Genomic DNA, 22,539 nt, shown 5'->3' with positions numbered 1-22,539 from the left:
ACAATAAGAGTAAGAAAACGGAAGTGTTATTTTTTTTGGAGGAGGATCTTGAAATGCAGTCTTCAACAATTTCAACGCATAAAAAGCAGGAACGCTCGATCAATGATGCGTTCGCATCTCATTTCGCTAAATCAATGTTTTTAACCATCACAGGGATTGCCATTTTAGTTTTTATCGGCACAAGAATGTTTACACATATTGACTTGAATCTTTACGGTTATATGGTCGGAACGATTACTTTTATCGGGGGATTTTTCTATCGCTTTATCGCTTGGGGTGAAAGACCGCCAACCAAAATTATTATTAAAAAAGGTTTGAAGCTTCTTTTTAGAAAAAACACGGCGAAAACGGCTGTCAGCCACCTGGGAATTTACGATTTTATACGCAATCGGGGAATATATCGCTGGGTTCAGCATATTCTCATTGGTTGGGGCTGTGTTCTTGCCCTTCTAGTTACTTTTCCGCTTGTATTTAGCTGGATGTATTTTACGATGGATGGTAATGGTTATTATACTGTCGTTGTTATGGGAATGGACTTAGTTAGAATTAAAGCCGATGGGATTATCGCTTGGTTTTCCTATAATGCTCTGAACATTTCAGCCATTATGGTTATTTCCGGGGTTTGCATGGCGCTAAGCCGCCGTTTAAAAAATATGCAAGCAAGAGCGGAACAAAAGTTCATCTATGATTTTCTACCGCTTTACTTATTATTGTTAATCTCAGTAACAGGTCTGTTATTGACGGTTCAAAACATATTTCTTCATGGCTGGATGCAGCCGCAAATGTCTCTGATCCATCAGTTTTCAGTCATTGTCACGTTAATCTATATGCCATTTGGTAAGCTAGCCCATATTCCATTCCGTCCAATGAGTGTATTTGCAAGAAACTATCGTGAACATTATGGAGAACAACATATGAAAGAATGTAAAGTATGCGGGGACAAATTCGTTTCGGTGGAACAATCCAATGACGTGAGAGAGGTATTGGGCGTTAACGATATGAACTTTGACATGCAAGATGGCTTCAATTTAGCAGAATTGTGCCTGCCGTGCCGAAGAAAATATCGTATTTCCAGATTCTCAGGGATCCCTACTCACCAAGTGAAGGTCAAGGAGGCAAATCAGAATGCAAGAGGTTAATGTGAAACCTGTTAGAGATAAATTTTTCAAAGAGATCGAAAATGTACGTCATCCAAATGAAACATTGATCAAAACACACTGCAGTTATTGCGGCATGCAATGTGGGATGAATTTACGTGTCAATACAAAAACAAATAAAATCATCGGGGTGGAACCTCGTTATGATTGGCCGGTAACAGTCGGAAAAATGTGTCCGAAAGGGGTAACTGCTTACCAGCAAACGAACCATCCGGACCGTATTTTAAAACCGCTTATTCGTGATGATGCTTCATTAAAAGGAACACAAGAAGGATTCCGTGAAGCAACATGGGAAGAAGCTTATGATTTAATCGCTAGAAGATTTAAAGAACTTCAGACTGAATATGGTAAGGATACATTGTCAGTATTCAGCGGTGTTTCTATGACAAATGAAAAATGCTATTTAACAGGGAAGTTTGCTCGTGTAGCCATGCAAACACGTTATATCGACTATAACGGACGTTTCTGTATGTCGAGTGCGGCCGGCGGTTTCCTTCGATCTTTCGGTGTTGACCGTGGCTCAACTTTACCTTGGACTGATATCCATGAAACAGATTGTTTATTCATTGCTGGAAGCAATACGGCAGAATGCCATCCAACCTCCATGTTCCGAGTATGGCACGTACAGGAGAGAGGCGGATATTTAATTGTAGCCGATCCGCGTGAAACACCGATTGCCAGAAGAGCAGATGTTCATTTAGATTTACGTCCGGGAACAGACTTGGCACTGGCAAATGGAATTTTGAACCTGTTAATTCAAAACGGCTATGTGGATGAAGAGTTTGTTAACAACCATACGAATGGTTTTGAAGAAACGAAGGAATTAGTGAAAGAATTCACTCCAGAATATACAAGTGAAATCACTGGTGTTGCGCCTGAGAAAATCATTCGCGCTGCCGAGATTTACGGAAAAGCACCAAACGCTGTTGTTATGTTTGCTCGTGGAATAGAACAGCAGCATAAAGGAGTAGACAACGTTTCAGCCTATTCCAATATGGCTTTAGTAACGGGAAAAATCGGTCGTCCCAAATCAGGTGTTGCCACATTTACTGGTCAAGGGAACGGTCAAGGCGGCCGTGAACATGGTCAAAAATCAGACTTACTTCCTGGGTACCGTAAACTGACCAATCCGAAGCATGTGGAAGAAGTTTGTCAGGTATGGGGAATTACTCCGGAAGAAATGCCGAAGCCTGGTGTTTCTGCCTATGAAATGATTGAATTAATGGAGCAAAAGGTCATTCGTGGACTGTATTTACTTTGCTCAAACCCAGCAGTTTCTGCACCAAATCAAAACTTTGTCCGCAAAGCGTTCAAAGGATTGGATTTCATGGTTTGCGCTGACTTCTACCTGTCAGAATCAGCAGAATTTGCGGATGTAGTACTTCCAGCAGTAACCTGGTCAGAAGACGAAGGGACCGTTACCAACCTTGAAGGTCGTATTATCAAAATTAATAAAGCTCAAGAACCACTTGGAGAATCAAAGCCGGACTGGCAAATTCAAGTTGAACTTGCTGAAAAATTGGGCAGAGGCAAATATTTCTCTCACCTTAAAACAGCCAAAGATGTGGCGGATGAATTCCGTTTAGCATCAAAAGGCGGCTATGCCGATTACTATGGTGCCACTTGGGATAAGATTGATGAGCAAGATGGCGTATTCTGGCCATGTAAAGATGAAAATGATCCGGGAACACCTCATATGTTCTTAGATAATAAATTCTATCATCCGGATGGAAAAGCAAAAATTTGTGCTTTACCATACCGCCCGCCTGCAGAAGAGCCGGATCAAGAGTATCCATTACGTTTAACAACAGGCCGCGTGGTGTTCCACTATCTATCTGGGAACCAAACTCGCCGGATCCAGTTCTTACGTGATATGTGTCCAGAGCCATTTGTTGAAGTGCATCCGGAAACAGCAGCAAAATACCAAATCGATCATGAAGAATATGTTCGTTTATATACCCGCCGTGGAGAAGCAACTTATAAAGTAAAGATTACTGAAGCAATTCGTAAAGATACCGTATTTGTTCCATACCATTTCGGTCACGATAAATCTATTAATCTATTAACCATTGCCGCACTTGATCCTATGTCACGGATGCCGGAGTTCAAAGCATGTGCAGCACAGATTGAAAAACTTGAAATGAAGAAGGTGCAGTAAATGAAAAAGAGGCTATATTTAGAGCTTGAAAACTGTATAGGGTGCCGCTCCTGTTTAGCAGCTTGTACACAGTGCGGTGGTCATGAGCAGAGAAACCGTAACTATGTTTACGATGTGAATCCGTTAGTGAACCGTCAAACCATGCCTCTGATGTGCCTTCACTGTGTGAATCCGGCATGTGCAAGAAGCTGCCCGGCTCAGGCTATCCAAATTCACGAAACAGGTGCCGTTCTCTCGGCACTTGTTGAAAAGTGCATCGGCTGCCAAAACTGTACAATTGCATGTCCGTATGGTATACCGAAATTTGATACGGAGCAAAATTTAATGTACAAGTGTGATCTTTGTATCGACCGCTCAAAAGATGGAATTCCGCCAATGTGTGCGAGTGTATGTCCATCTAATACCCTTCAATGGCTGACAGATGAAGAAATCGAAGCGAAGCAAAAACAGTTTAACTTAGATAATGGTAAATGGGTAACAAGCATGCCTTACTTAGAAGGCGAAACAAATGTAAGAGTGAACCTTCCTGGTATATTACAGGGCGTCACGAAATTGTTTTAGGGGGATTAACCATGTCGGATAAAAATAATAAAATCCCGTACAATGAAGATAACTATACACATAATATTAACCGCAACAACGAAAGAAAGCTGGACCGCCGCGGATTCATGAAAACATTAGTCGGTGCAGCCGGGGTCTTCGCTGTTTCTTCCCTTCCTTGGGGAGTCCTGGCAGCGAAGGAACTAAACGGGCTAAGTGATAAAAAATATCCTAAACACAAAATTGTGGATGTTAGTAAAATCGCAATAGGCGATGCGGTTGATTTTGCTTTTCCTAGTGAGCATGACAGCGCGATTTTAATCAGACTATCAGAACATAAATATGTCGCGTACCAAAATGCATGTACTCACTTACGCTGCCCTGTTTTCTGGGAAAAAGAAAAAGAGGAAATGCTATGTCCTTGCCATCACGGGAAATTTGATGTGAAGACAGGAGAACCCATTGCCGGACCACCAAGACGTCCGCTTCCTGAAATCCATGTGAAAGTGGAAAACGGATCTGTTTATGCTTTGGGGGTGAAAAGATATGAAGCGTAGTTATATAAGTGTAGGCTTATTGCTGGTCGTGTTAATGCTAAATATTATTTTCACTCAATACATGGTTCATCAATATTTTTATGAACATTACCTGAATACCCTAATTGGAGCGGCTGTAAATGTTGTGTTATTCCCAATTGCATTCCTGATTTATAAAAAAGGTGTGAATGTCAATGACTAGTGAAACTTTCATTGATTTCTGCTTTGTCCGCCCTCAAACCGGCGGATTTGCAGCAGAAATCGATGAGCTGCTGAAAGAAACATTTGCAAAAAAGCGTTTAAACTGGTACCTTGAAGAAAAAAAACTTGATGGTGCCGAAATGGTCATTGCTGAAATTAAAGGGATGAGCAACTGGGCATCAGAAGAGGAAACCATCCACTTTATAGAGGAACATGCAGGCGAGAAATTTTGGGAATATCTTCAGGGGTATAAGCTATTCGTCTACCCGGTAAAGAAAGGATGTAATAGCTGTGGGACACATTAATCTAGAGGATGTAAAGCGGTTTGCAGGGGAGTCAGTAGAACTTTCCATTCTCGATCTAGATGGCGGCGATCAGGCCCCAACCATTCAAAAAACCATTAAAAAAGTACAGCTTTGTCCAGATCAAACCCATGTGCGTTTTTATTTCGATGATATCTATTTTCTTGCTGTTCCCTTGGTTAGCGAAGTAACAGAAACAGTCGAAAAATGGGCAGCGTCGGATAAAGAAAGCGGCTTAACATATGTCATAAAGAAGGTCTAGGTTTTTAGGAACCTGCCTTTTTTTACTTACCTAAAGGAGGGAGGATTGTGGATCATACCATGCCAAAGCAGCAGATTAGCTCATATATTATTGATTCCCAAGAGATGGAGATTAAAAGGATTGCCTTAGAACTGCATGAGGGTGTCGGGCAAAATCTTTACAGTATTTTAACAGGGTTACAGTTTGTCGGTTCAGCCTCAAATGAACCACATTTAAAAGGTTATCTACGAGAGATGGAACTCTTAATTGAAAAAACGATTCAAGAAATTAGGCTGCTTTCTGTAGAATTACATCCTCCTTCGTTAACAACCCTTGGATTGCTTCCTGCCATGAAAAGTTATATTAAGCTATATACTTCAACATTTGGAATCTTGGTTGATCTAGAAACACTAGGGGAGGAAAAAGCGATTCCTGAGCGAAACAGTATCGCGGTGTTTCGTGTCTGCCAAGAGGCGCTTGCCAATATAGCCAAATATGCGGATACATCAAATGTTAAAATCCGATTTTATTGGACGGAAGCAGAATTGAAAATCTCCATTTGCGATTTCGGAAAAGGATTTCAACTGGAAGATTATCATCATTCATCAGGACTTGCGGCCATGGAGGAAAGGATGCTTCTGACTGGCGGGCAATGTGTGATTTCATCTAAAATAGGAGAAGGTACATCTATAGAATTATCTCTTCCACTTATCTAGGGGAAAGGAGAGCTAAGAGTGATAAAAATCCTGTTAGTTGATGATCATGCTGTTGTAAGAAGCGGGTTGAAAATGCTGTTAAACACCAACCCCGAAATGGAGGTTGTCGGAGAAGCCTCTGAAGGAGATGAAGGAATAAAAAAGGCATTAAAGCTAAAACCCCATGTCGTAGTAATGGACCTAAGCATGCCCCATGGCAAGGATGGGCTTACAGCCACCACTGAATTGAAAAAGGCAATGCCCGAAGTAAATATTTTGATTTTAACCATGCATGATGACGAGGAGTACCTGTTCAGAGCCATCCAGGGTGGAGCGTCAGGCTGTATTTTAAAAAGTGCGCCTCATGCTGAACTCATGGCCGCCATCGAATCTGTTGCTCACGGAAATGCCTATCTGCATCCCTCCGCACAAAAGCGCTTAATGGAGGAATACTTAGTCGGAGTCAAACAAGATGGAAATGATTCCTTTCACCTATTATCAGAACGGGAACAAGAAGTGTTAACACTAGTGGCAAAAGGTTATTCTAACAAGGAAATCGCTGAGCAACTGATAATCTCTGTGAAAACGGTAGAAACCCACAAAAGCAAAGTGATGGAAAAATTGCAACTAAAAACCCGGCCTGAACTAGTGGAATACGCGGTGAAAAAGGGGTTGCTAGGTTATGGTATTTAAGGAGCAACGGGTATGTCTGAGTTAATGGAATTACAGGAGGTAAAACAGGTTTGCGACACATTAAGAAAAGTAATTCAATGTGATTTTGTCGGCCTTGCTTTTCAAGATGAAAATGGCCCTGATGTCAGATGGCATTATGCCTCCGGAAATTTAAATGATAAATATCAACGAATTACAGTTCGCTTCGGGAAAGGAATTGCTGGAAAAATTATTTCGAGTGGTGGAAACATGATGTTAACAGACTTCCCAAACGGTATTTTGGGTAAGGTCACCGATTATCCCATCATGCTTGCAGAAAAACTTGTCTCCACCTACGCGGTTCCTTTATTTTTTAATGGCGTCCCTAAAGGGGTACTTCTTATTGGAAACAGAAGCACCGGTTCTTTTACTGAAGAAAGTCAGGACCGGGTCATGGAATCGGCCAACACATTGGAACAGTTATTAAAAGGATATTTTTTGTGATGCGAGGGAAAAAGATGGATTTTCAGCAGATGAAAAATGAGCTGATTGATTACAAATATGCCCTGGACCAATCATCCATTGTTGCTATTACCGATGCCCATGGCATCATTACATACGTGAACGATCAATTTTGTCAGATTTCTAAATATTCACGCGAAGAACTATTGGGTCAGGATCATCGGATCGTTAATTCCGGGTACCATTCTCCTTCATTTTTTAAAGAAATGTGGAGAACAATTGGATCCGGCCGGGTCTGGAAGGGTGAAATCTACAATCGTGCCAAGGACGGTACATATTATTGGGTAAATACCACGATTGTCCCCTTTCTAAATGAAGTAGGAAAGCCTTATCAATATGTTGCCATTCGCTATGAAATAACGAAAAGAAAGCGTATTGAACATGAATTGCAAAAAATGATGACACGGATTATCGACGTCCAGGAGGAAGAAAGAAAGCGGCTGTCACGCAACCTCCATGATGGAATCGGCCAAAATCTTTATAGTCACTTGATTACGATAAATCGGTTACTTTCGGAAATGGACCACCCGCTGCTACAGCAGATGCAAGACGAGGCCGCTCAATTAATTGAAGAAATTCGGGAAATTTCTTGGGAACTAAGGCCATCTGTTTTGGATGATCTCGGGCTAGTTCCGGCGATTCGCTCGTACCTATCGAGGTTCTCAGATCATTATGATATTGATGTGTATTTTGACTGTGTCTTAAATAAGCGTCTTAATATCAGTATCGAACTTACCATTTACCGAATTATCCAAGAGGCATTGACCAATATCCGCAAATATGCAGGAGTGAGAGAAGCCTCAGTAACGGTCAGAGAAATTGACGATATCGTCAGGGTTATGATTGAAGATAAAGGGAAAGGCTTTGAGTCGCAAAGCTACACCCCGGGCGTCGGCCTATTTAGTATGGATGAACGAGCTAGATCAGTAGGCGGCGAGTTAACCATTAATACCGCATCGGGAAAAGGTACAAAAATTATTCTTGAAGTTCCGTTTAAAGTGAAATCTTAAAGAATAGAACCATGCTCAAAATGGCTTGGTTCTTTTTATTTGGCCTTATAAATCCTGTGCAGATGCAAAAAGGGGGCTGGGGTCGTTATGGGGGCTTGATAAATCCCGTGTAGATAGAAAAAATGATAGTCGGGGTCGTTATGAATAGACTTAACGCCTTTACAATAGGAAAGTTAGAGATATAGTCGCCAATAAGCCCTCTTGGAGCCCGAACCAACAAAAATCCCAACACCGAAGTCGCCAATAAGCCCTCTTGGAGCCACAATCAACAAAAATCCCAACATCGAAGTCGCCAATAAGCCCCGAACCAGAGAATGTCGCAGCAGCACAGTCGCAATTTGCTCGATTGAAAGCCCAAACCCCAATTAAAAAAGCGACCAGGCCCCAAATTAACTCAGGGAACCTAGTCGCTCAATACCATCATATCCTACAGCTTAAAAGAACTCTTCAAAGAAACAATTCGATTAAACACAAGCTTTTCGACAGTAGTAATTTTCGGGTCTACGTTGAAGTAACCATGTCTAAAGAATTGGAACTTATCATGTGGCATGCTTTCTTTCATATTTGGCTCAACGAAGCCTTGGATGATTTCCAGTGAATTTGGATTGACCTTATCAAGGAACGTTTTGCTGTCATCGCCCTCTTCTTCTGTTTCATCCAAAATCAAAGGCTCATAAAGGCGAAACTCTGCTGGAACGGCATGAGTCGCTTCCACCCAATGAATGGTTCCTTTTACCTTACGACCAGTAAAACCGGTGCCACTTTTCGTTTCAGGATCATAGGTGCAGCGCAGTTCAACGACATTTCCCTCTGGATCCTTCACGATTTCTTCGCACTTGATAAAATAAGCATGCTTCAAACGCACTTCATTTCCAGGGAAGAGACGGAAATATTTTTTCGGCGGATTTTCCATAAAGTCATCCTGCTCGATATAAATTTCGCGGGAGAAAGGAATTTTGCGCATGCCCATTTCTGGGTTCTCAGGATTGATTTCCGCATCAAGCAATTCAATTTGTCCTTCCGGATAATTGGTGATGACTACTTTTAAAGGATTAATGACACCCATGGTGCGTGGTGCTTTTAACTTTAAGTCTTCGCGGACAAAGTGCTCAAGCATTTCGAATTCAACCGTAGAATTATTTTTGGAAACAGCCGTTTCGTGAACGAAGTTGCGAATGGATTCAGGTGTGAAACCTCTGCGGCGCATTCCAGAAACCGTCGGCATCCGCGGATCATCCCAGCCATCGACAAAGCCTTCATCGACCAATTGCTTTAATTTCCGTTTGCTTGTAACGGTATTTGTTAAATTTAAGCGGCCAAATTCAATCTGCTGTGGCTGCTTTTCCATTTCACATTGTTCCACAATCCAATTATAAAACGGTCGTTGATCCTCAAATTCAATCGTACAAATGGAATGAGTAATGCCTTCAATCGCATCCTCAATCGGGTGTGCAAAGGCGTACATTGGATAGATACACCATTTATCCCCTGTGTTATGGTGTGATACATGAGCGATTCGGTAGATGACCGGGTCACGTAAATTAATATTAGGTGAAGTCATGTCAATCTTGGCGCGAAGCACTTTTTCACCGTTACCAAACTCTCCATTGCGCATCCGCTCAAATAAATCCAGATTTTCTTCAATAGAACGACCGCGATAAGGGCTTTCTTTACCGGGCTCAGTTAAGGTGCCGCGATATTCGCGGATCTCATCAGCACTTAAATCATCCACATAAGCAAGTCCCTTTTTAATTAACAAAACCGCCCGATTGTACATCTCCTCAAAATAATCAGAGGCAAAGAATAAGTTTTCCCATTCATAGCCGAGCCATTTTACATCCTCTTTAATCGAATTTACGTACTCGATATCCTCTTTTGCTGGATTTGTATCATCGAAACGGAGGTTAGTGATCCCACTAAAATCATCCGCTAAGCTGAAATTCAGAATAATGGATTTGGCATGCCCGATATGTAAGTAACCATTAGGCTCAGGAGGAAAACGGGTCGCTATGGTTTTGTGCTTTCCTGTTTCTAAGTCTTTAATCATAATATCTTTTATAAAATTAGATGTTTGATTTTCCACCCTTTTCAACCTCTTTCATCTTATCTACTATCTATTCATAACATAAATACTGATATTTTTCCATTGTTCCCAACAATTCATCCGAAAAACAGGGTCTGCCACGTTTTTTTACAAAGCTGCCAACATTGGATACAATAGAAACTTGAAAGAGTGTATTAGGAGGAGATCTATATGCTTACGTTCGCAACAGTTGGAACCAGTTGGATTACCGAAAAATTTATTGAATCAGCCATACATAGCAAACAATTCCAATTTACCGGGGCCTATTCCCGCTCGGAAGATAAAGCAAAAAAGTTAGCCGATAAATATCAAGCAGAACACTATTTTACCGATCTGAAAGAATTGGCCAAGCACCCAGAAATTGACGTCATCTATATCGCGTCCCCAAATTCTGTGCATTTTGAACATGCCCTATTTTTTTTGAAAAATAAAAAACATGTTATTTGTGAAAAACCGATGTTTTCCAACGCTGCTGAAATGGAAAAAGCCTATCAAACAGCAGAAGAGAACGGCGTTTTTCTATTTGAAGCGATTCGCAATATTCATGCTCCAAATTTTAAGATTTTAAGGGATAAGCTCCCGATGGCAGGAACATTAAGAAGTGCGATGCTGTCCTATATTCAATATTCATCCCGGTATGATTTATTTTTAAATGGGGAAGAGCCGAATATTTTCACATCCAAATATTCAGGCGGTGCACTGGTTGATTTAGGTGTGTACCCATTGTTTTTAGCAGTTGGCTTGTTCGGAGAGCCAACGAAGGTCACCTATCATCCGGTATTATTGAGAACTGGGGTAGATGGCAGCGGAACATTGGTATTAGAGTACGATGGCTTTGTTTGTACGATCCTTTGTTCAAAAGTATCCCATTCCGAATTACCTTGTGAAATTCATGGGGAAAAAGGAACCTTCCTTCTTCAAGATCCAGCGCCAATTTCTGAAATTAAATGGCTGGACAGCCATACAAAGGAAAGCCAAATTTTCAGTCAAGAGCAAGAAGAACTGGATATGGTTTATGAGTGCCGGGATTTTGCCGATATCATTCAATCTCAAAATCATGAGGAACATGAACGTTTGAAAAATTGGAGTAAAATCGTGGTCCGAATCACTGAAGAAGCCCGTAAACAAAATAATATAATCTTTGGTACGGAAAAATAAAAATGGCCAGCGGAGGATGCTCCGCTGGCTGTTTTTTTAAGAGGCTTTTTCCATTTGATTTTCCTTGCTGTAAGAAGGTCCCATTAGTTTTTCAAAAATTAATCCGATCAATCCGCCCACAATGGCAGGAACGACCCATCCAAGTCCCACGGAGGCTAATGGTAAATGACTCATCACAGACTCCAGTACACTCCATTTTAATCCGAACATCTTTAAGCCATCATACAAACTAACTAGCCCTGTCAAGAGCATCGCTCCAGCATAAACCTTCTGTGCACCGCCAAAAAAACGATGAAGGAAAGCAAGTGTGATAAGGACAATGGTTAATGGATAGGCCATGACAAGGAATGGAACCGAAATGGTGATGATTTGATTCAAACCAAGGTTGGCGATTAAAAAGCTGACAACAGTGACAAGTGTTACAACTACACGGTAGCTTGCCTGAGGAAAAATTTCCGAAAAATATTCTCCGCAAGCAATTGTTAAACCAACACAAGTCGTAAAACAGGCGAGAGTAAAGATTACACCAAGTAGTACTTTTCCAGCGTTGCCGAGTATGAGTGTAGCTGCAGATGACAATAACGCTGTGCCGTTATCAAACGTTCCGTAACCGGCCATTTTGGCGCCAAGAAGACCAATCGCCACATAGACAAGGGCAAGTGCGGCCCCAGCAACCAAGCCGGTTTTTACGGTGAAGGAAGTCAGTTGCTTTTTATCCGTAATTCCTTTTTGCTTAAGAGTCGTTAAAATAACAATCCCAAACGCTAATGCAGCTAAAGCATCCATGGTAGAATAGCCATCGATAAATCCTTTAAATAAAGAAGCAGTTTGATAGTTTTCTGTAGGTGCTTGAAGTGGTTTTCCGAGTTTTAAGAATCCGGCAGCACAGAGAACGACAATCGATAATAATAAAGTTGGAGTAATGAATCGTCCCATGTAATCTACTACTTTGGATGGATTAAGACTTAATAAATAAACTAGTAAGAAAAACACGGTTGTAAAACCAAGTAGCAGCATTGAATTGCTGACAGATACATTCCCTAAGAATGGCTTTAAGCCCATTTCAAAAGCCACGTTAGCGTTTCTTGGGATTCCGAAGAAAGGTCCAATCGATAAATAGACAATGATCGTAAACACAGTTCCAAACCAAGGGTGCACCCGGCTCCCTAGCGTATTAACACCATCCTTTACAAGGGAAATGGCCGTTAACACTAGCAGCGGCAAGCCAACGGCTGTGACGATAAATCCAATAATGGCCGGCCAGAAGGAAGTCCCTGCGCCCATTCCTAAAAACGGCGGGAAAATTAAGTTGCCGGCTCCAAAGAACATTGAAAATAACATTAATCCAACAAATAAGGTATCTCTTTTTTTCATGATTTTTTCTCCTTTTAACGTTTGTTTTCTTGAAAGCCCTGGCCAGGTGCTTTTTTTAGACAAAATAAAAAGCCCGCCCCTATGGATAGGGACGAGCATGCTCGCGTTACCACCCTACTTCCGCAATAAAAAGACATTGCGGCTCTCGATCAACGTACCATCATACGTGTCCTATGTTAACGGCAGGAGGTCCGGCGAAGGCTTACTGAATAAGTTCAGCCATGCATCTCAGAGATGATTTTCACTTGGTGCCTGACACCGACTTGCACCACCGTCGGCTCTCTGAAGTCAAAAACAATCAAGTTACTCTTTCTCGTCATTGATTTTGATTTTTCAAAAAATAATTTTGATATACTAATTATATTATTTTTTAATAGTTTTTCAAGTGTTTTTTTTCAAAAAATTCTGATGTAATCGGTACCATTCTTAATAATGTAATAATAAATAATAATTTGTCAGAATTAAGAATAGCAATGTGACAGCTTTATGAAAACAAATGCATCCATGATTTACATCACATTCCATGTTTTGTATGTTTTCTATAGTTAGGGTAAAAAGAATGGAGGATTGTGATGAAATCCAAAGCATGGTATAAGAAACAGCTGAAACGAAAGCCAATTCAAATCACACGTTACTTGGTCCAAGGCGTTTTTTTGTTGTTCTTGCTATATGTAGGTCTGCAATTCTATCGATTTTATCATCATTTCGAAACGAATGGTGCCGCACCATTTGTAGAACGGCCATCTGCTGTTGAAGGGTTTTTACCAATAAGTGCTTTAGTAGCATTTAAAGTGTGGTTTAAGGGCGGAGGGTTTGATACGATTCACCCGGCAGGTCTTGTTTTACTAACCTTTTTTATTGGATCTGGCTTCATTTTCCGCCGTTCATTTTGCAGCTGGTTTTGTCCTGTTGGCACCGTAAGTGAAATTACAGGGTGGATTGGCAGAAAAATATGTAAAAGAAATTTTGAAATTCCAACCTGGCTTGCGTGGCTGTTAACTCCAATCAAATATATCCTGCTATATTTCTTTATCAGCATGATCATCGCGATGCCGACGTTCGAAGCAAAAGCCTTCCTAGAAGAGCCGTATAATAAAATTTCAGATGTAAAGATGCTTCTATTCTTTTTAAATATAGGAGGCTTTGCCCTCAAATTTGTCCTTGTTATTTTCGTTTTGTCTTTATTTTTCCGTAATTTTTGGTGTCGTTTCCTATGCCCATACGGCGCATTAATCGGATTGGGCTCGATTTTCAGGATATCTAAGGTACGTAGAAATTCTGAAACCTGCACCAACTGTGAAATGTGTACGAAGGTTTGCCCGCAGCGAATTAAAGTACATACTAAAGAGGTAGTTGCCTCACCAAATTGTAATGCTTGTATGTCCTGTGTAGAGGCTTGTCCAATTAAAGACACTTTGAACATGACAGTTGTAAACAAAAAAGTGAATAAGTGGTTTATTCCGGTAGGGTTTCTAGTATTATTTTTTGTAGTGGTAGGATTTGCTAAAATCACTGGACATTGGAACACCATTCTTACCTACGAGGATTGGAAACAATTGGTTCCGGATGCAAGATATGTTGGGCATTAGTAATTTGATAGATAAGCAGCCTTATGGGGCTGTTTATTTTTGTAAACTTGTTAATCAAGGAAATTTCTTTTAAAATTTAAACTAATACGTACCCGTACTTAATAGTTAGGATGGATGAAAAATGTTATTTATTTCTGAAATGCCAATAGAAGCTAGAGACAAACTTCTTTATGCCAGTTTGATTTTGTTCACCAGGGAGGGGTATAAAAATACCTCTGTGTTAGATATTGTGGAAATGGCTCGGGTGTCCAAAACGACTTTCTATCAGCATTTTTCTAGCAAAGAAGGGCTAATGGCAAACCTGCTTGATGTCATATCAACGGAAATCATAGAAGAAGTTAAGCAGGAGATTGAAAAAGAGAGTAGAGTGGCATACAAAGCTTATGTAGGAATCCATCGTTATATTGAGATTTGTTTTACAGACATTCGAGTTGCTAATCTGATGTTGGTGGAGTCTGTCGGGGTTTCTCAGGAGGTTGAAAAGGTTCGTACCGAGGCACACCTCCGCTTTGCCGAGCTTATGTTTAAAACGGTTCAAGGTTTACTGCAGAATACCGTTTCTGATGTAGAAATGCAAATTGTTTCACACGCCATGATTGGTGCTATTAATGAAGTGATTGTTCAAAATTATCACGAAGTGGAAAATAACAAAGTAAATTTCGAAGAGCTGGCTCGTCTGCTAAATCGGATTGTCATCGGAGCATTTGTTAACTTAACTAATTAATAGAACTACCGTTAAATATTTGGATAACTTAATGGTACAATATCTCTAATTGAAGATAAAAAATGACAGGAATAAATCTTACAAAAGGGATTACATCTGTCATTTTTTATTATAAAAAGGTCTTTTAAAATAACCCTAAATGGCAAAAGATTCATTTGATTTAAGAAGATAACGTTCTATAAACTCAGCCAATCCATCATTTTTGTAGTGTGCTGTAACAAAAACGGCTGCCTCTTTAACCTCTTCGTTTGCGTTCCCCATTGCCACACCCATTCCGAGATGACGAAGCATTTCTATAGTTTATAGGGAAGAGATATAAGGTAATAAATTGAATAATACACATGTACCTACATATCCATTAAATAGTATTCAATTTAAGGAGGCAGTTATTTGAAAAAATCCCAAAGCCCCGAAATAAGACCCTACCTAATTACCAAAACGTTAGCTCCTGAAAATCAGGAAACACCTATAAATTTTGTGACCGATGATCGTATAGGAGGAAAATTATTTTTTAGAAGAAATCACTTTTATTACCCAAATTTCACGTCATCGTTTTATTATCTCCCAATTAATGGATTAGTGCATACCCCAAGAATATTTTCCTTACAGGAAATTTACTCATTTCCATCAAAAACTTTAAAAGTTGTTCTTGAGTGTTCCGGAAATAGGCGCCAATTATTTGAACCCAAAGTTTTTGGAGAACAATGGGGGAAAGGAGCGATTAGTCAAGGTATATGGAAAGGAGTTCCTTTAAAAATCCTTTTTGAATACACAGGATTAATGGATACGGCAAAAGAAATTGTTTTTGAAGGTTATGATTATGGAAATAGGCCGGATTCAGATCAAATTTATAACTTTTCAAGAAGTTTACCCATTGAAAAATCCCTTGAACCGGATACCATTATTGCTTATGAATATAATAATCAACCGATTCCCTTCAAGCACGGCTTTCCCTTCAGATTGATTGTTCCAGGATGGTATGCGATGGCTTCAGTAAAATGGATTAAACAAATAATAGTGATTGACAAAAAATATAAAGGACCATATCAAACTGTTGATTATGTTTATTATCCTAACAAAGAGGACGATAAAGGAAAATTCCCTGTCACTACCATTAATGTAAACTCCTCTATTCAATACCCATTAGATATGCAGTTATTGCATAAAGGAATTTATGAAATTAAAGGAATCGCATGGGCAGGAATAGGAATGCTATCAAAAGTAGAAATTAGTTTGGATGATGGCCAAACATGGGATACATGCCAATTAACGTCACCAAGTGAAAAATATACATGGACCAATTGGAGCTATAAATGGGAAGCACGCAAAAAAGGGGAATATACCATAAAATCAAAAGCAACAGATTCTTATGGGAATATCCAACCATTAGAACCATTTTGGAACAGAAAGGGTTATGGCTACAATTCTATTGATCGTATAAAAGTTAAAGTGGAATAATAGGGGGCGATTCTTCATATGAGGGATCGTTTTTTTATTTGCTCTACCATGAAATAACTGTGGATAACTTTACTTCAGCAGTTATTTCATTTATTGATGTGCAAATTTTTTACATGGATGTCTGTTAAACTTGTCTGTTGATTTCCGCTCCAATCAACAGAGTGTAAAAAATCAACACTGTTCTTTAACGCAGCCTTGTTTTTAAGTACCTCGAAGGTTTATCTTTTTCTATTTTCAACATGAATATGGTAATGGGTCCATATTCATCTAATTTCGACTTTTATTAACAAATATGGACAAAAAAAATTATTGACAGCCGAATCATATATAGTGCGTAAATGGATGATCATCCATTTACTTAGAAATCAAGATGGGATAAGAGAGGGCGTTATTTTGAAAGAGGAATTATTTTTAAATGGTGAGTTGAAGGTAACCAGGAAAGAGACCCACCGAAAAATCAGGCAACCTAAAAGTATACCTGTTTTCACTTCAAGGATGGAAAGACGTGAATATTATAAGAGCGCAAATTATTTTGATATTCGTAATGTGCTGGATGTCAAAGGATTCCTAAAAGATATAAGTGATAATTGGAATACATATGTTTCGAAGGTTCACCAATGGATTCAAAAGAATCCTGCCAAAAGATTAGTAGTGACTGGTATTTTTACCATTGTTCTTGGCTTTTTTGGAAACACTTCGAATGCTGGATGTATTGAAGAATACACGTATCAGGTTAAGAGTGGAGAAAAAATTGAAGAAATCGCTGCAAAACATGGTGTAACTGCACAAGAAATATTAGATGCAAATGGGCTGTCATCTATTGAGGGAAAGAAAATTCTATTGCCGAAAGTTCAAGACAGAATGGTAAATGCCACCATACTCAATGTTCGTTCCCAGCCAAACACTACGAGCAGTATTCTTGGTAAGTTTAAAGAAGGTGATGTTGTTAAGGTTGTATCCGTAGAAAACGGATGGGCGGCCATTTTGATTAAAGGAAGACTTTGTTATGTGAGTGCTGATTACCTTACGTTTAAAGAATCAGTAGAGCCAACACCTAGCAAAATCACTAAAACAATGTATGTAACTGCTACATCTTTAAGAGTAAGAGAAGCAGCTTCAACGAGTAGTACAATAATTGGTTTATTGAAATTTAATGATTGTGTGTCAGTGACAACAACCATCAATGGTTGGGCCAAGATTACATTCAATGGAAAAGAAGCCTTTGTCAGTGCATCTTATTTAACGAAGAATGAACCAACAACCAGCCAAATCACCAAAACGCAGTATGTTACTGCCACAACCTTAAGAGTAAGAGAAGCAGCTTCAACGAGTAGTACCATCCTTGGCACATTAAAATTAAATGATCGTATATCTGTGAAATCAACAACAAATGGTTGGGCCAAGATTACATTCAATGGAAAAGAAGCGTTTGTTAATGAGACTTATTTAACGAATGATGAACCAAGGAAAAATATGAATGAAACAGTTAAAAATACAAATACATATGTCATCAAGAGTGGTGACACCTTTACAAAAATCGCAAAAACATTAGGTGTTTCTGTTTCATTCATTCAAGATCTAAATCTGGGAGTTGACTCATCAAAGTTGAAAATTGGACAAATCATCAAGGTTCCTTACAATCCTGAATCTACTATTAATCAAATTCAAATAGCAGCTACATTAGCAGAGGTGGATCCTCAAGGAACTTTTCGTTTTATCACGCCTAATGGCACTACATATACTGCAAAAGCATTAGACAACATGAAAAGTGAATTATTTAATTATAAAGGAAAGAATGTAACACTAACGCTTGAAGGGAACAGGGGTCAATTAATGACGTTGGTATCTCTCCAATAATCGTATTAATAGACTCCAAATGAGGGCACAGCTTTGAAGGATTATACAATAAAGGCACACATCGTAATATAGGTGCTTTCCTTCATTTGTTTTTATAGGGAGTTAATTCTAAGAAACTAATCTGCCGATTTTTTCCCACTTTTAAGATTCCATTTCAAATAATTATGGCATCATCAATCTAAAGGATAAACGGGTGAATTCAATCCATTAAAAAAAGGCAGGGAGATTCTCTCTGCCTTTTTAAACGCTATACATGAATGCCAAATAACTTGCCAGGATAAACAGGATACTCATGATGAGGGCCATTGCTTTTGGTGCCCTTTTTACAAAGGTTAATAGGATGCATGTTAAGAAAAACAGAGCAGTCAGCAAAAAGATCATTGAAGTGACATTAAATCTAAAGTGTAAAGGCAGATGGGAGACTCCTTGATGGAAAAAGTTAAATAGTTTTGAGGTTCCTGTCTCCTTTATCGTTGTACTAATTTCATGCGGTGGAGATTGCTGGCTTAATGAACCAGTAATCGAGAAAATCAATATGACAGTTACGCTCTCCAGTCTTGCCCACGGTAGCGGACTAAACGAAGAATCATTAACCATTTTTTTTCGAATCAAACTGCTATTGATAAACGCAAATACCAGGAGTGGTGCGATGGCTAAGTGCTTAATTAACAGGGCTTGTCCATAGGAAATCGTCCATGAATTAACGTAATCATGTAAGTTCATCACAAAGGTCATCAAGGCAAGACCGGATAAAATGGTAAAAAATAAACAAATCATCGCGACAGGTGAATACCATTTTAAGAAAGCAAGCCAATTCTCGTGATTTTTAGAAAACCAGCTGACAGTTAGTAAAATTCCTACCCAGATGCTAATAGCTAACATGTGGGTGGTATGGGTTACAAATCCCGGCCATCTTGATAAGGAGCTCGCATGGCTGGACCAACCAATGGTGGCAATTAGAGCGACAGTTAACAATAGCGCATTTATGGAAAAAATCGGTCGTTGCTCCAATTTGATCGGAAGTATATAAATAAACAGAATAAGGGAGATGACTCCAGTGCTAATCCACGACTTTCCCACCTCGAAATTCAATAATACAGAGGTGATAGTCATTCCCAAACCAAGACCATGATATAAATAAAGGATAATTTTTAAAACAGGAACAAACGAGAAAAAAGCAACTCCAAGAGCTGCTGTAAGAAGGGTAACTTTAGGGACCTTAACAGCTGGCCGTGAAATCACAGGAACCAACTGTAAAATAAAGCTGCCCAATAAAAATGATAAGCAGATATAAAGCAAAGCCTCGCTAAGAACACTTATGAAGATCATTTAGACTTGTTTCCTCCGATAAAATAGCCAATAACTAGCTGCTCCAACAACAAGGAATAGTCCCACCGAAATCGGAACAATTAAGTTTCTAACCATTGGGTCAGATTGTTTTAGCTTTGCGGGAGTTGCAGATTCCTTATTAGCCTTTTTTACAACAGCAGCTTTTGTTTCTTTCGTCGAACTATTAGAAGGTGCTGTGGTAGATTGGCTACCTTGGAGTTGAACAGTAAAAGGAATATTACCTTCTAGTGGGTGGCCGTCCGTACCAATAACCTTCCAATGGATATCATAAGCTCCGTTTGTCAAAGCATCGCCCTTCGTCCCCACTAACTTATTACCATCAATCTTTACGTTTAGATGGGGAATCTCCGTTCCGTTTCGATCTGTTATGAAAAATGTACTTGTTTGCTCTACATTTGTTTCAAAAGTAAGGATGAAATCTTTAGGTGATTGGGTAAGAATCTCCCCTTGTTTAGGGGTAGAATCCTCCAAGTGAGAGTGAGCAAATGCACTAGTACCGAATAAAAAAAACAGCAAAAATATCATAAAGGAGATTTTCTTTTTCAATATAGTCAACTCCATTATATTGTTAACATACCTGTTGTCATTCTATCACTAATTTTCAACGCTAATCCCAATTAGCAAGCAATGTACACAAAACTGTCAAATTTCTTAACAAGGGCTAAATTAGGCAAACGTCACTTAGCTATGATTTATATCAATACCTTTCAATTTTAGAAGTGCTAAACTAAGGTATATTTTTTAAAGGCTGTGTTAAAGAACAGTGTTGATATTTTTACACTCTGTTGATTGTAGCGGAAGGTGCGAAGACTCCTATGGGAGTAAGGTTCTGGCGAGACCCCGCAGGCGGAAGCGCCGAGTAGGCTCACGAAACGCCCACGAACCGCTTGCACCTGGAGCGGAAATCAACAGACTAGTTTAACAGAGACTTTTTATAAAGGAGTACTTGCCATGTCTGAAGGAATTCAAATTGAGGGAAAAAGAGTCATCATCGATATGCGTGCAAGAATAGCTAAAGGGGAACACCCGAGGCGTGAAATATTAAATGCAATTAAAGCTGCTCCTAAAGACAGTATTATTGAAATTCATCTACCTCATCGCGCGGAGCCACTGATTGCAAACTTACAATCTTTGGGGATGAATGTGATCGTCACTGAATTAGAACCGATGCATTTCCGATTAATGGCTGTTAAATTAGATTAATATTAAAAGTTATATCCCCGTTGTTAGGGGGTATTTTTTTATGTTGTTGTGCGTTTTTAAGAACAAAATAATTCTTAATATGTTATTATTTGATTGGAATGTTTTGGAGTAATGCTGAAAAAGGCACGGATTGATAAATTGGCAAGATTTTAGGGAGGATAATGAATGAGGCTTTGTATATTTCTGCTGATTGCGGGGACATTGGATGCCTTACTGACCCAATTGGGGATTGTGTCTGGTGTCATAGAAGAAGGAAATCCCATGATGAGAATGGTCATGGAGCATGGTTGGTACTATTTTTATTTTATAAAAATTATCCTCCCGCTTGTGCTACTCGGTTTATATTATCTTCGACCATTACAAGGAAAAATTCGGATGTTATTGGTTTCGACCTGCGTTCTGTATTTCTCCGTCATCGTTCTGCACATCGTATGGATCATCTTCTACTTAAATCCTTCAATCTAACCCTTGAAATCTGGACACTGCCCGCATGATAAGTTAGTATCAATAAGAAATGAATGATTTTAAAGGAGTCATGTATGATAAACACACTTAAGCCTTTTTTACAAAATATATGGGAAAAATCGGGGTTCCAAACGGAAACGGCCGTTCAACAGGAAGCGATTCCATTCATTCTTGAAGGGAAGGATCTGATCGCTGAATCCCCGACAGGCACAGGGAAAACATTAGCCTATTTACTGCCTCTGCTAAACAAAATGGAACCGGAATCTCAGGCACTGCAAACGGTTGTGTTGGCATCTTCTCAAGAGCTGGTTATGCAGATTTTCCAAGAATTCCAAAAATGGTCAGAAGGTAGCGGCATTAGAGGTACATCTATTATTGGCGGAGCCAACCTGAAACGGCAGCTGGAAAAATTAAAAAAGCGTCCTCACATTATTTTCGCCACTCCTGGAAGGCTCTTGGAGTTAATTAAACAGAAAAAAGTAAAGATGCATGAGGTTAAAATGATTGTCCTAGATGAAGGGGACCAGCTACTTATTCCGGAGCATCTCAGCTCTGTTCAAGGCATCGTTAAATCCGCAATGGCTGACCGACAAGTCGTGGTATTTTCGGCAACCCTTAAGGCGGGTGCTGAAAAACTGGCGAAAGAATTGACAAAACAGCCGGAAGTCATTCGGATTTCCAAAGATGAGATTTCTCAATCAGGCGAAGTAGAGCACATATATTTCTTTGGGGAAAAACGAGAAAAAGCCAAGCTGCTTGAAAAGATTGCCCGCTTAGAAAACAGTAAAACCCTTGCGTTCATTAATGACATTGGGGAAATTCAAGTTTTAAAAGAAAAATTAAATTTCAAAGAGCTCTCCGTTGCCGTATTACACAGCGATATGAAGAAACTGGAGCGTCAGGCAGCGCTAAAGGACTTCCGTGAAGGAAAAATAACCATGCTCATCGCTACCGACGTCGCCGCAAGAGGCCTAGATATCCAAGGAATTACCCACGTCGTCCAAATCGACCTCCCGCGTGATATCAACCAATACATCCACCGGGCAGGCAGAACCGGCCGAATGGGCGCCAATGGCATCGTCATCTCACTAGTCACCGAACGAGAAGAACGCGAACTCAAACGCTATTGCCGCGAACTAAAAGTACCCGTTCACAAACGAATCTTCTTCAAAGGACAGATCGCAGAAGAACAACAAAAACTACGGCAAAAATGAAATTAACTTATAAAGGGTGAAAAATAAAGGGTGACAGGCACCGCCCGTGGA

Annotated in this window: 24 protein-coding genes and 1 other annotated feature; of the genes, 19 read left to right on the top strand and 5 right to left on the bottom strand. The window is 39.7% G+C overall.

The genetic code is table 11. From position 1 onward, the window contains the following. Positions 1 to 53 precede the first annotated feature (53 nt). From ACI3K6_RS12685 to ACI3K6_RS12635, 11 genes are read left to right on the top strand one after another with little or no spacing between them, the layout of a single operon-like run. Entirely contained in the window at positions 54 to 1,139 is a 1,086-nt protein-coding gene (locus tag ACI3K6_RS12685; RefSeq protein WP_435555112.1) for a hypothetical protein, read from the top strand. Then, positions 1,126 to 3,315: a molybdopterin oxidoreductase family protein gene (locus ACI3K6_RS12680; protein WP_335476748.1), complete on the top strand. Its 2,190-nt coding sequence runs from the start codon at positions 1,126 to 1,128 to the stop codon at positions 3,313 to 3,315. Before ACI3K6_RS12685 ends, ACI3K6_RS12680 begins: the two co-directional genes overlap by 14 nt. After that, positions 3,316 to 3,876, top strand: coding sequence for a 4Fe-4S dicluster domain-containing protein (locus tag ACI3K6_RS12675; protein WP_335476749.1), 561 nt, complete (start codon positions 3,316 to 3,318; stop codon positions 3,874 to 3,876). A gap of 11 nt (positions 3,877 to 3,887) precedes the next feature. Further along, on the top strand, positions 3,888 to 4,412 hold the full coding sequence (locus tag ACI3K6_RS12670) for a Rieske (2Fe-2S) protein (protein WP_335476750.1): 525 nt from the start codon (positions 3,888 to 3,890) through the stop codon (positions 4,410 to 4,412). Next, on the top strand, positions 4,402 to 4,593 hold the full coding sequence (locus ACI3K6_RS12665) for a hypothetical protein (RefSeq protein WP_335476751.1): 192 nt from the start codon (positions 4,402 to 4,404) through the stop codon (positions 4,591 to 4,593). The genes ACI3K6_RS12670 and ACI3K6_RS12665 overlap by 11 nt, the downstream gene beginning before the upstream one ends. Continuing rightward, complete coding sequence (locus ACI3K6_RS12660; protein WP_435555111.1) at positions 4,586 to 4,897, top strand: hypothetical protein; 312 nt, start codon at positions 4,586 to 4,588, stop codon at positions 4,895 to 4,897. The genes ACI3K6_RS12665 and ACI3K6_RS12660 overlap by 8 nt, the downstream gene beginning before the upstream one ends. After that, positions 4,884 to 5,156, top strand: a complete 273-nt coding sequence (locus tag ACI3K6_RS12655; RefSeq protein WP_335476753.1) for a hypothetical protein — start codon at positions 4,884 to 4,886, stop codon at positions 5,154 to 5,156. Before ACI3K6_RS12660 ends, ACI3K6_RS12655 begins: the two co-directional genes overlap by 14 nt. A 47-nt stretch (positions 5,157 to 5,203) precedes the next feature. Beyond that, positions 5,204 to 5,851 carry a sensor histidine kinase gene (locus tag ACI3K6_RS12650; RefSeq protein WP_335476754.1) on the top strand — a complete coding sequence of 216 codons (648 nt, stop codon included), beginning with the start codon at positions 5,204 to 5,206 and terminating at the stop codon, positions 5,849 to 5,851. A gap of 18 nt (positions 5,852 to 5,869) precedes the next feature. Beyond that, positions 5,870 to 6,523, top strand: coding sequence for a response regulator (locus ACI3K6_RS12645; RefSeq protein WP_435555110.1), 654 nt, complete (start codon positions 5,870 to 5,872; stop codon positions 6,521 to 6,523). A 12-nt stretch (positions 6,524 to 6,535) separates the two neighbouring features. Then, positions 6,536 to 6,985: a GAF domain-containing protein gene (locus ACI3K6_RS12640; protein ID WP_335476756.1), complete on the top strand. Its 450-nt coding sequence runs from the start codon at positions 6,536 to 6,538 to the stop codon at positions 6,983 to 6,985. Positions 6,986 to 6,999: 14 nt separating this feature from the next. Beyond that, positions 7,000 to 8,013 carry a PAS domain-containing sensor histidine kinase gene (locus ACI3K6_RS12635; RefSeq protein ID WP_435555109.1) on the top strand — a complete coding sequence of 338 codons (1,014 nt, stop codon included), beginning with the start codon at positions 7,000 to 7,002 and terminating at the stop codon, positions 8,011 to 8,013. A 427-nt stretch (positions 8,014 to 8,440) separates the two neighbouring features. On the opposite strand, the gene ACI3K6_RS12630 is transcribed toward ACI3K6_RS12635, so the two are convergent. Continuing rightward, positions 8,441 to 10,096 carry a glutamine--tRNA ligase/YqeY domain fusion protein gene (locus tag ACI3K6_RS12630; protein ID WP_435555108.1) on the bottom strand — a complete coding sequence of 552 codons (1,656 nt, stop codon included), beginning with the start codon at positions 10,094 to 10,096 and terminating at the stop codon, positions 8,441 to 8,443. 171 nt (positions 10,097 to 10,267) lie between these two features. Between ACI3K6_RS12630 and ACI3K6_RS12625 the strand changes: the two genes are divergently transcribed. Further along, positions 10,268 to 11,254, top strand: coding sequence for a Gfo/Idh/MocA family protein (locus ACI3K6_RS12625; RefSeq protein ID WP_435555107.1), 987 nt, complete (start codon positions 10,268 to 10,270; stop codon positions 11,252 to 11,254). A gap of 36 nt (positions 11,255 to 11,290) precedes the next feature. Here ACI3K6_RS12625 and brnQ read toward each other — a convergent pair whose 3' ends face one another. Further along, complete coding sequence (brnQ, locus tag ACI3K6_RS12620; RefSeq protein ID WP_435555106.1) at positions 11,291 to 12,628, bottom strand: branched-chain amino acid transport system II carrier protein; 1,338 nt, start codon at positions 12,626 to 12,628, stop codon at positions 11,291 to 11,293. An 84-nt stretch (positions 12,629 to 12,712) separates the two neighbouring features. After that, positions 12,713 to 12,957 (bottom strand) — a binding site (T-box leader). Between the two features lie 243 nt (positions 12,958 to 13,200). On the opposite strand from brnQ, the gene ACI3K6_RS12615 reads away from it, so the two are divergent. Together ACI3K6_RS12615 and ACI3K6_RS12610 are read left to right on the top strand one after the other, a co-directional pair. Continuing rightward, the gene (locus ACI3K6_RS12615; RefSeq protein WP_335479696.1) at positions 13,201 to 14,217 is read left to right on the top strand and encodes a 4Fe-4S binding protein; all 1,017 of its coding nucleotides are present in this window, start codon (positions 13,201 to 13,203) and stop codon (positions 14,215 to 14,217) included. 121 nt (positions 14,218 to 14,338) lie between these two features. Further along, complete coding sequence (locus ACI3K6_RS12610) at positions 14,339 to 14,941, top strand: TetR/AcrR family transcriptional regulator (RefSeq protein WP_435555105.1); 603 nt, start codon at positions 14,339 to 14,341, stop codon at positions 14,939 to 14,941. Positions 14,942 to 15,076: 135 nt separating this feature from the next. On the opposite strand, the gene ACI3K6_RS12605 is transcribed toward ACI3K6_RS12610, so the two are convergent. Continuing rightward, positions 15,077 to 15,232: an HAD family hydrolase gene (locus ACI3K6_RS12605; protein ID WP_335479691.1), complete on the bottom strand. Its 156-nt coding sequence runs from the start codon at positions 15,230 to 15,232 to the stop codon at positions 15,077 to 15,079. A gap of 99 nt (positions 15,233 to 15,331) precedes the next feature. Here ACI3K6_RS12605 and ACI3K6_RS12600 point away from each other — a divergent pair, with 99 nt between their 5' ends. Both ACI3K6_RS12600 and ACI3K6_RS12595 read left to right on the top strand, forming a co-directional pair. Next, the gene (locus ACI3K6_RS12600) at positions 15,332 to 16,399 is read left to right on the top strand and encodes a sulfite oxidase (RefSeq protein ID WP_435555104.1); all 1,068 of its coding nucleotides are present in this window, start codon (positions 15,332 to 15,334) and stop codon (positions 16,397 to 16,399) included. Between the two features lie 393 nt (positions 16,400 to 16,792). Next, positions 16,793 to 18,256, top strand: a complete 1,464-nt coding sequence (locus tag ACI3K6_RS12595) for an SH3 domain-containing protein (protein ID WP_435555103.1) — start codon at positions 16,793 to 16,795, stop codon at positions 18,254 to 18,256. 240 nt (positions 18,257 to 18,496) lie between these two features. Here the strand turns inward: ACI3K6_RS12595 and ACI3K6_RS12590 are convergent, their stop codons facing one another. Both ACI3K6_RS12590 and ACI3K6_RS12585 read right to left on the bottom strand, forming a co-directional pair. Then, entirely contained in the window at positions 18,497 to 19,585 is a 1,089-nt protein-coding gene (locus ACI3K6_RS12590) for a copper resistance D family protein (protein WP_435555102.1), read from the bottom strand. Continuing rightward, positions 19,586 to 20,152 carry a copper resistance CopC family protein gene (locus ACI3K6_RS12585; protein WP_335479683.1) on the bottom strand — a complete coding sequence of 189 codons (567 nt, stop codon included), beginning with the start codon at positions 20,150 to 20,152 and terminating at the stop codon, positions 19,586 to 19,588. Between the two features lie 405 nt (positions 20,153 to 20,557). Here ACI3K6_RS12585 and ACI3K6_RS12580 point away from each other — a divergent pair, with 405 nt between their 5' ends. The 3 genes from ACI3K6_RS12580 (at position 20,558) to ACI3K6_RS12570 (ending at position 22,488) form a co-directional block, all read left to right on the top strand. Beyond that, the gene (locus ACI3K6_RS12580) at positions 20,558 to 20,809 is read left to right on the top strand and encodes an RNA-binding protein (RefSeq protein ID WP_435555101.1); all 252 of its coding nucleotides are present in this window, start codon (positions 20,558 to 20,560) and stop codon (positions 20,807 to 20,809) included. A 165-nt stretch (positions 20,810 to 20,974) separates the two neighbouring features. Beyond that, positions 20,975 to 21,274 carry a DUF5658 family protein gene (locus tag ACI3K6_RS12575; protein ID WP_335479680.1) on the top strand — a complete coding sequence of 100 codons (300 nt, stop codon included), beginning with the start codon at positions 20,975 to 20,977 and terminating at the stop codon, positions 21,272 to 21,274. Positions 21,275 to 21,348: 74 nt separating this feature from the next. After that, entirely contained in the window at positions 21,349 to 22,488 is a 1,140-nt protein-coding gene (locus ACI3K6_RS12570) for a DEAD/DEAH box helicase (RefSeq protein ID WP_335479678.1), read from the top strand. Positions 22,489 to 22,539 lie beyond the last annotated feature (51 nt).

Source organism: Neobacillus solisequens (assembly GCF_051233465.1).
GTDB lineage: Bacteria > Bacillota > Bacilli > Bacillales > Cytobacillaceae > Neobacillus.
The sequence above is the reverse complement of the archived record's forward strand: the minus strand, read 5'-3'. Positions and strand labels throughout refer to the sequence as shown.

What these genes read in the sequence shown, in the direction of transcription:
- ACI3K6_RS12685 (WP_435555112.1), top strand. Translation starts at nt 54, where the DNA reads ATGCAGTCTTCAACAATTTCAACGCATAAAAAGCAGGAACGCTCGATC.
- ACI3K6_RS12680 (WP_335476748.1), top strand. Translation starts at nt 1,126, where the DNA reads ATGCAAGAGGTTAATGTGAAACCTGTTAGAGATAAATTTTTCAAAGAG.
- ACI3K6_RS12675 (WP_335476749.1), top strand. Translation starts at nt 3,316, where the DNA reads ATGAAAAAGAGGCTATATTTAGAGCTTGAAAACTGTATAGGGTGCCGC.
- ACI3K6_RS12670 (WP_335476750.1), top strand. Translation starts at nt 3,888, where the DNA reads ATGTCGGATAAAAATAATAAAATCCCGTACAATGAAGATAACTATACA.
- ACI3K6_RS12665 (WP_335476751.1), top strand. Translation starts at nt 4,402, where the DNA reads ATGAAGCGTAGTTATATAAGTGTAGGCTTATTGCTGGTCGTGTTAATG.
- ACI3K6_RS12660 (WP_435555111.1), top strand. Translation starts at nt 4,586, where the DNA reads ATGACTAGTGAAACTTTCATTGATTTCTGCTTTGTCCGCCCTCAAACC.
- ACI3K6_RS12640 (WP_335476756.1), top strand. Translation starts at nt 6,536, where the DNA reads ATGTCTGAGTTAATGGAATTACAGGAGGTAAAACAGGTTTGCGACACA.
- ACI3K6_RS12635 (WP_435555109.1), top strand. Translation starts at nt 7,000, where the DNA reads ATGGATTTTCAGCAGATGAAAAATGAGCTGATTGATTACAAATATGCC.
- ACI3K6_RS12625 (WP_435555107.1), top strand. Translation starts at nt 10,268, where the DNA reads ATGCTTACGTTCGCAACAGTTGGAACCAGTTGGATTACCGAAAAATTT.
- brnQ (WP_435555106.1), bottom strand. Translation starts at nt 12,628, where the DNA reads ATGAAAAAAAGAGATACCTTATTTGTTGGATTAATGTTATTTTCAATG.
- ACI3K6_RS12615 (WP_335479696.1), top strand. Translation starts at nt 13,201, where the DNA reads ATGAAATCCAAAGCATGGTATAAGAAACAGCTGAAACGAAAGCCAATT.
- ACI3K6_RS12610 (WP_435555105.1), top strand. Translation starts at nt 14,339, where the DNA reads ATGTTATTTATTTCTGAAATGCCAATAGAAGCTAGAGACAAACTTCTT.
- ACI3K6_RS12605 (WP_335479691.1), bottom strand. Translation starts at nt 15,232, where the DNA reads ATGCTTCGTCATCTCGGAATGGGTGTGGCAATGGGGAACGCAAACGAA.
- ACI3K6_RS12590 (WP_435555102.1), bottom strand. Translation starts at nt 19,585, where the DNA reads ATGATCTTCATAAGTGTTCTTAGCGAGGCTTTGCTTTATATCTGCTTA.
- ACI3K6_RS12580 (WP_435555101.1), top strand. Translation starts at nt 20,558, where the DNA reads ATGTCTGAAGGAATTCAAATTGAGGGAAAAAGAGTCATCATCGATATG.
- ACI3K6_RS12575 (WP_335479680.1), top strand. Translation starts at nt 20,975, where the DNA reads ATGAGGCTTTGTATATTTCTGCTGATTGCGGGGACATTGGATGCCTTA.
- ACI3K6_RS12570 (WP_335479678.1), top strand. Translation starts at nt 21,349, where the DNA reads ATGATAAACACACTTAAGCCTTTTTTACAAAATATATGGGAAAAATCG.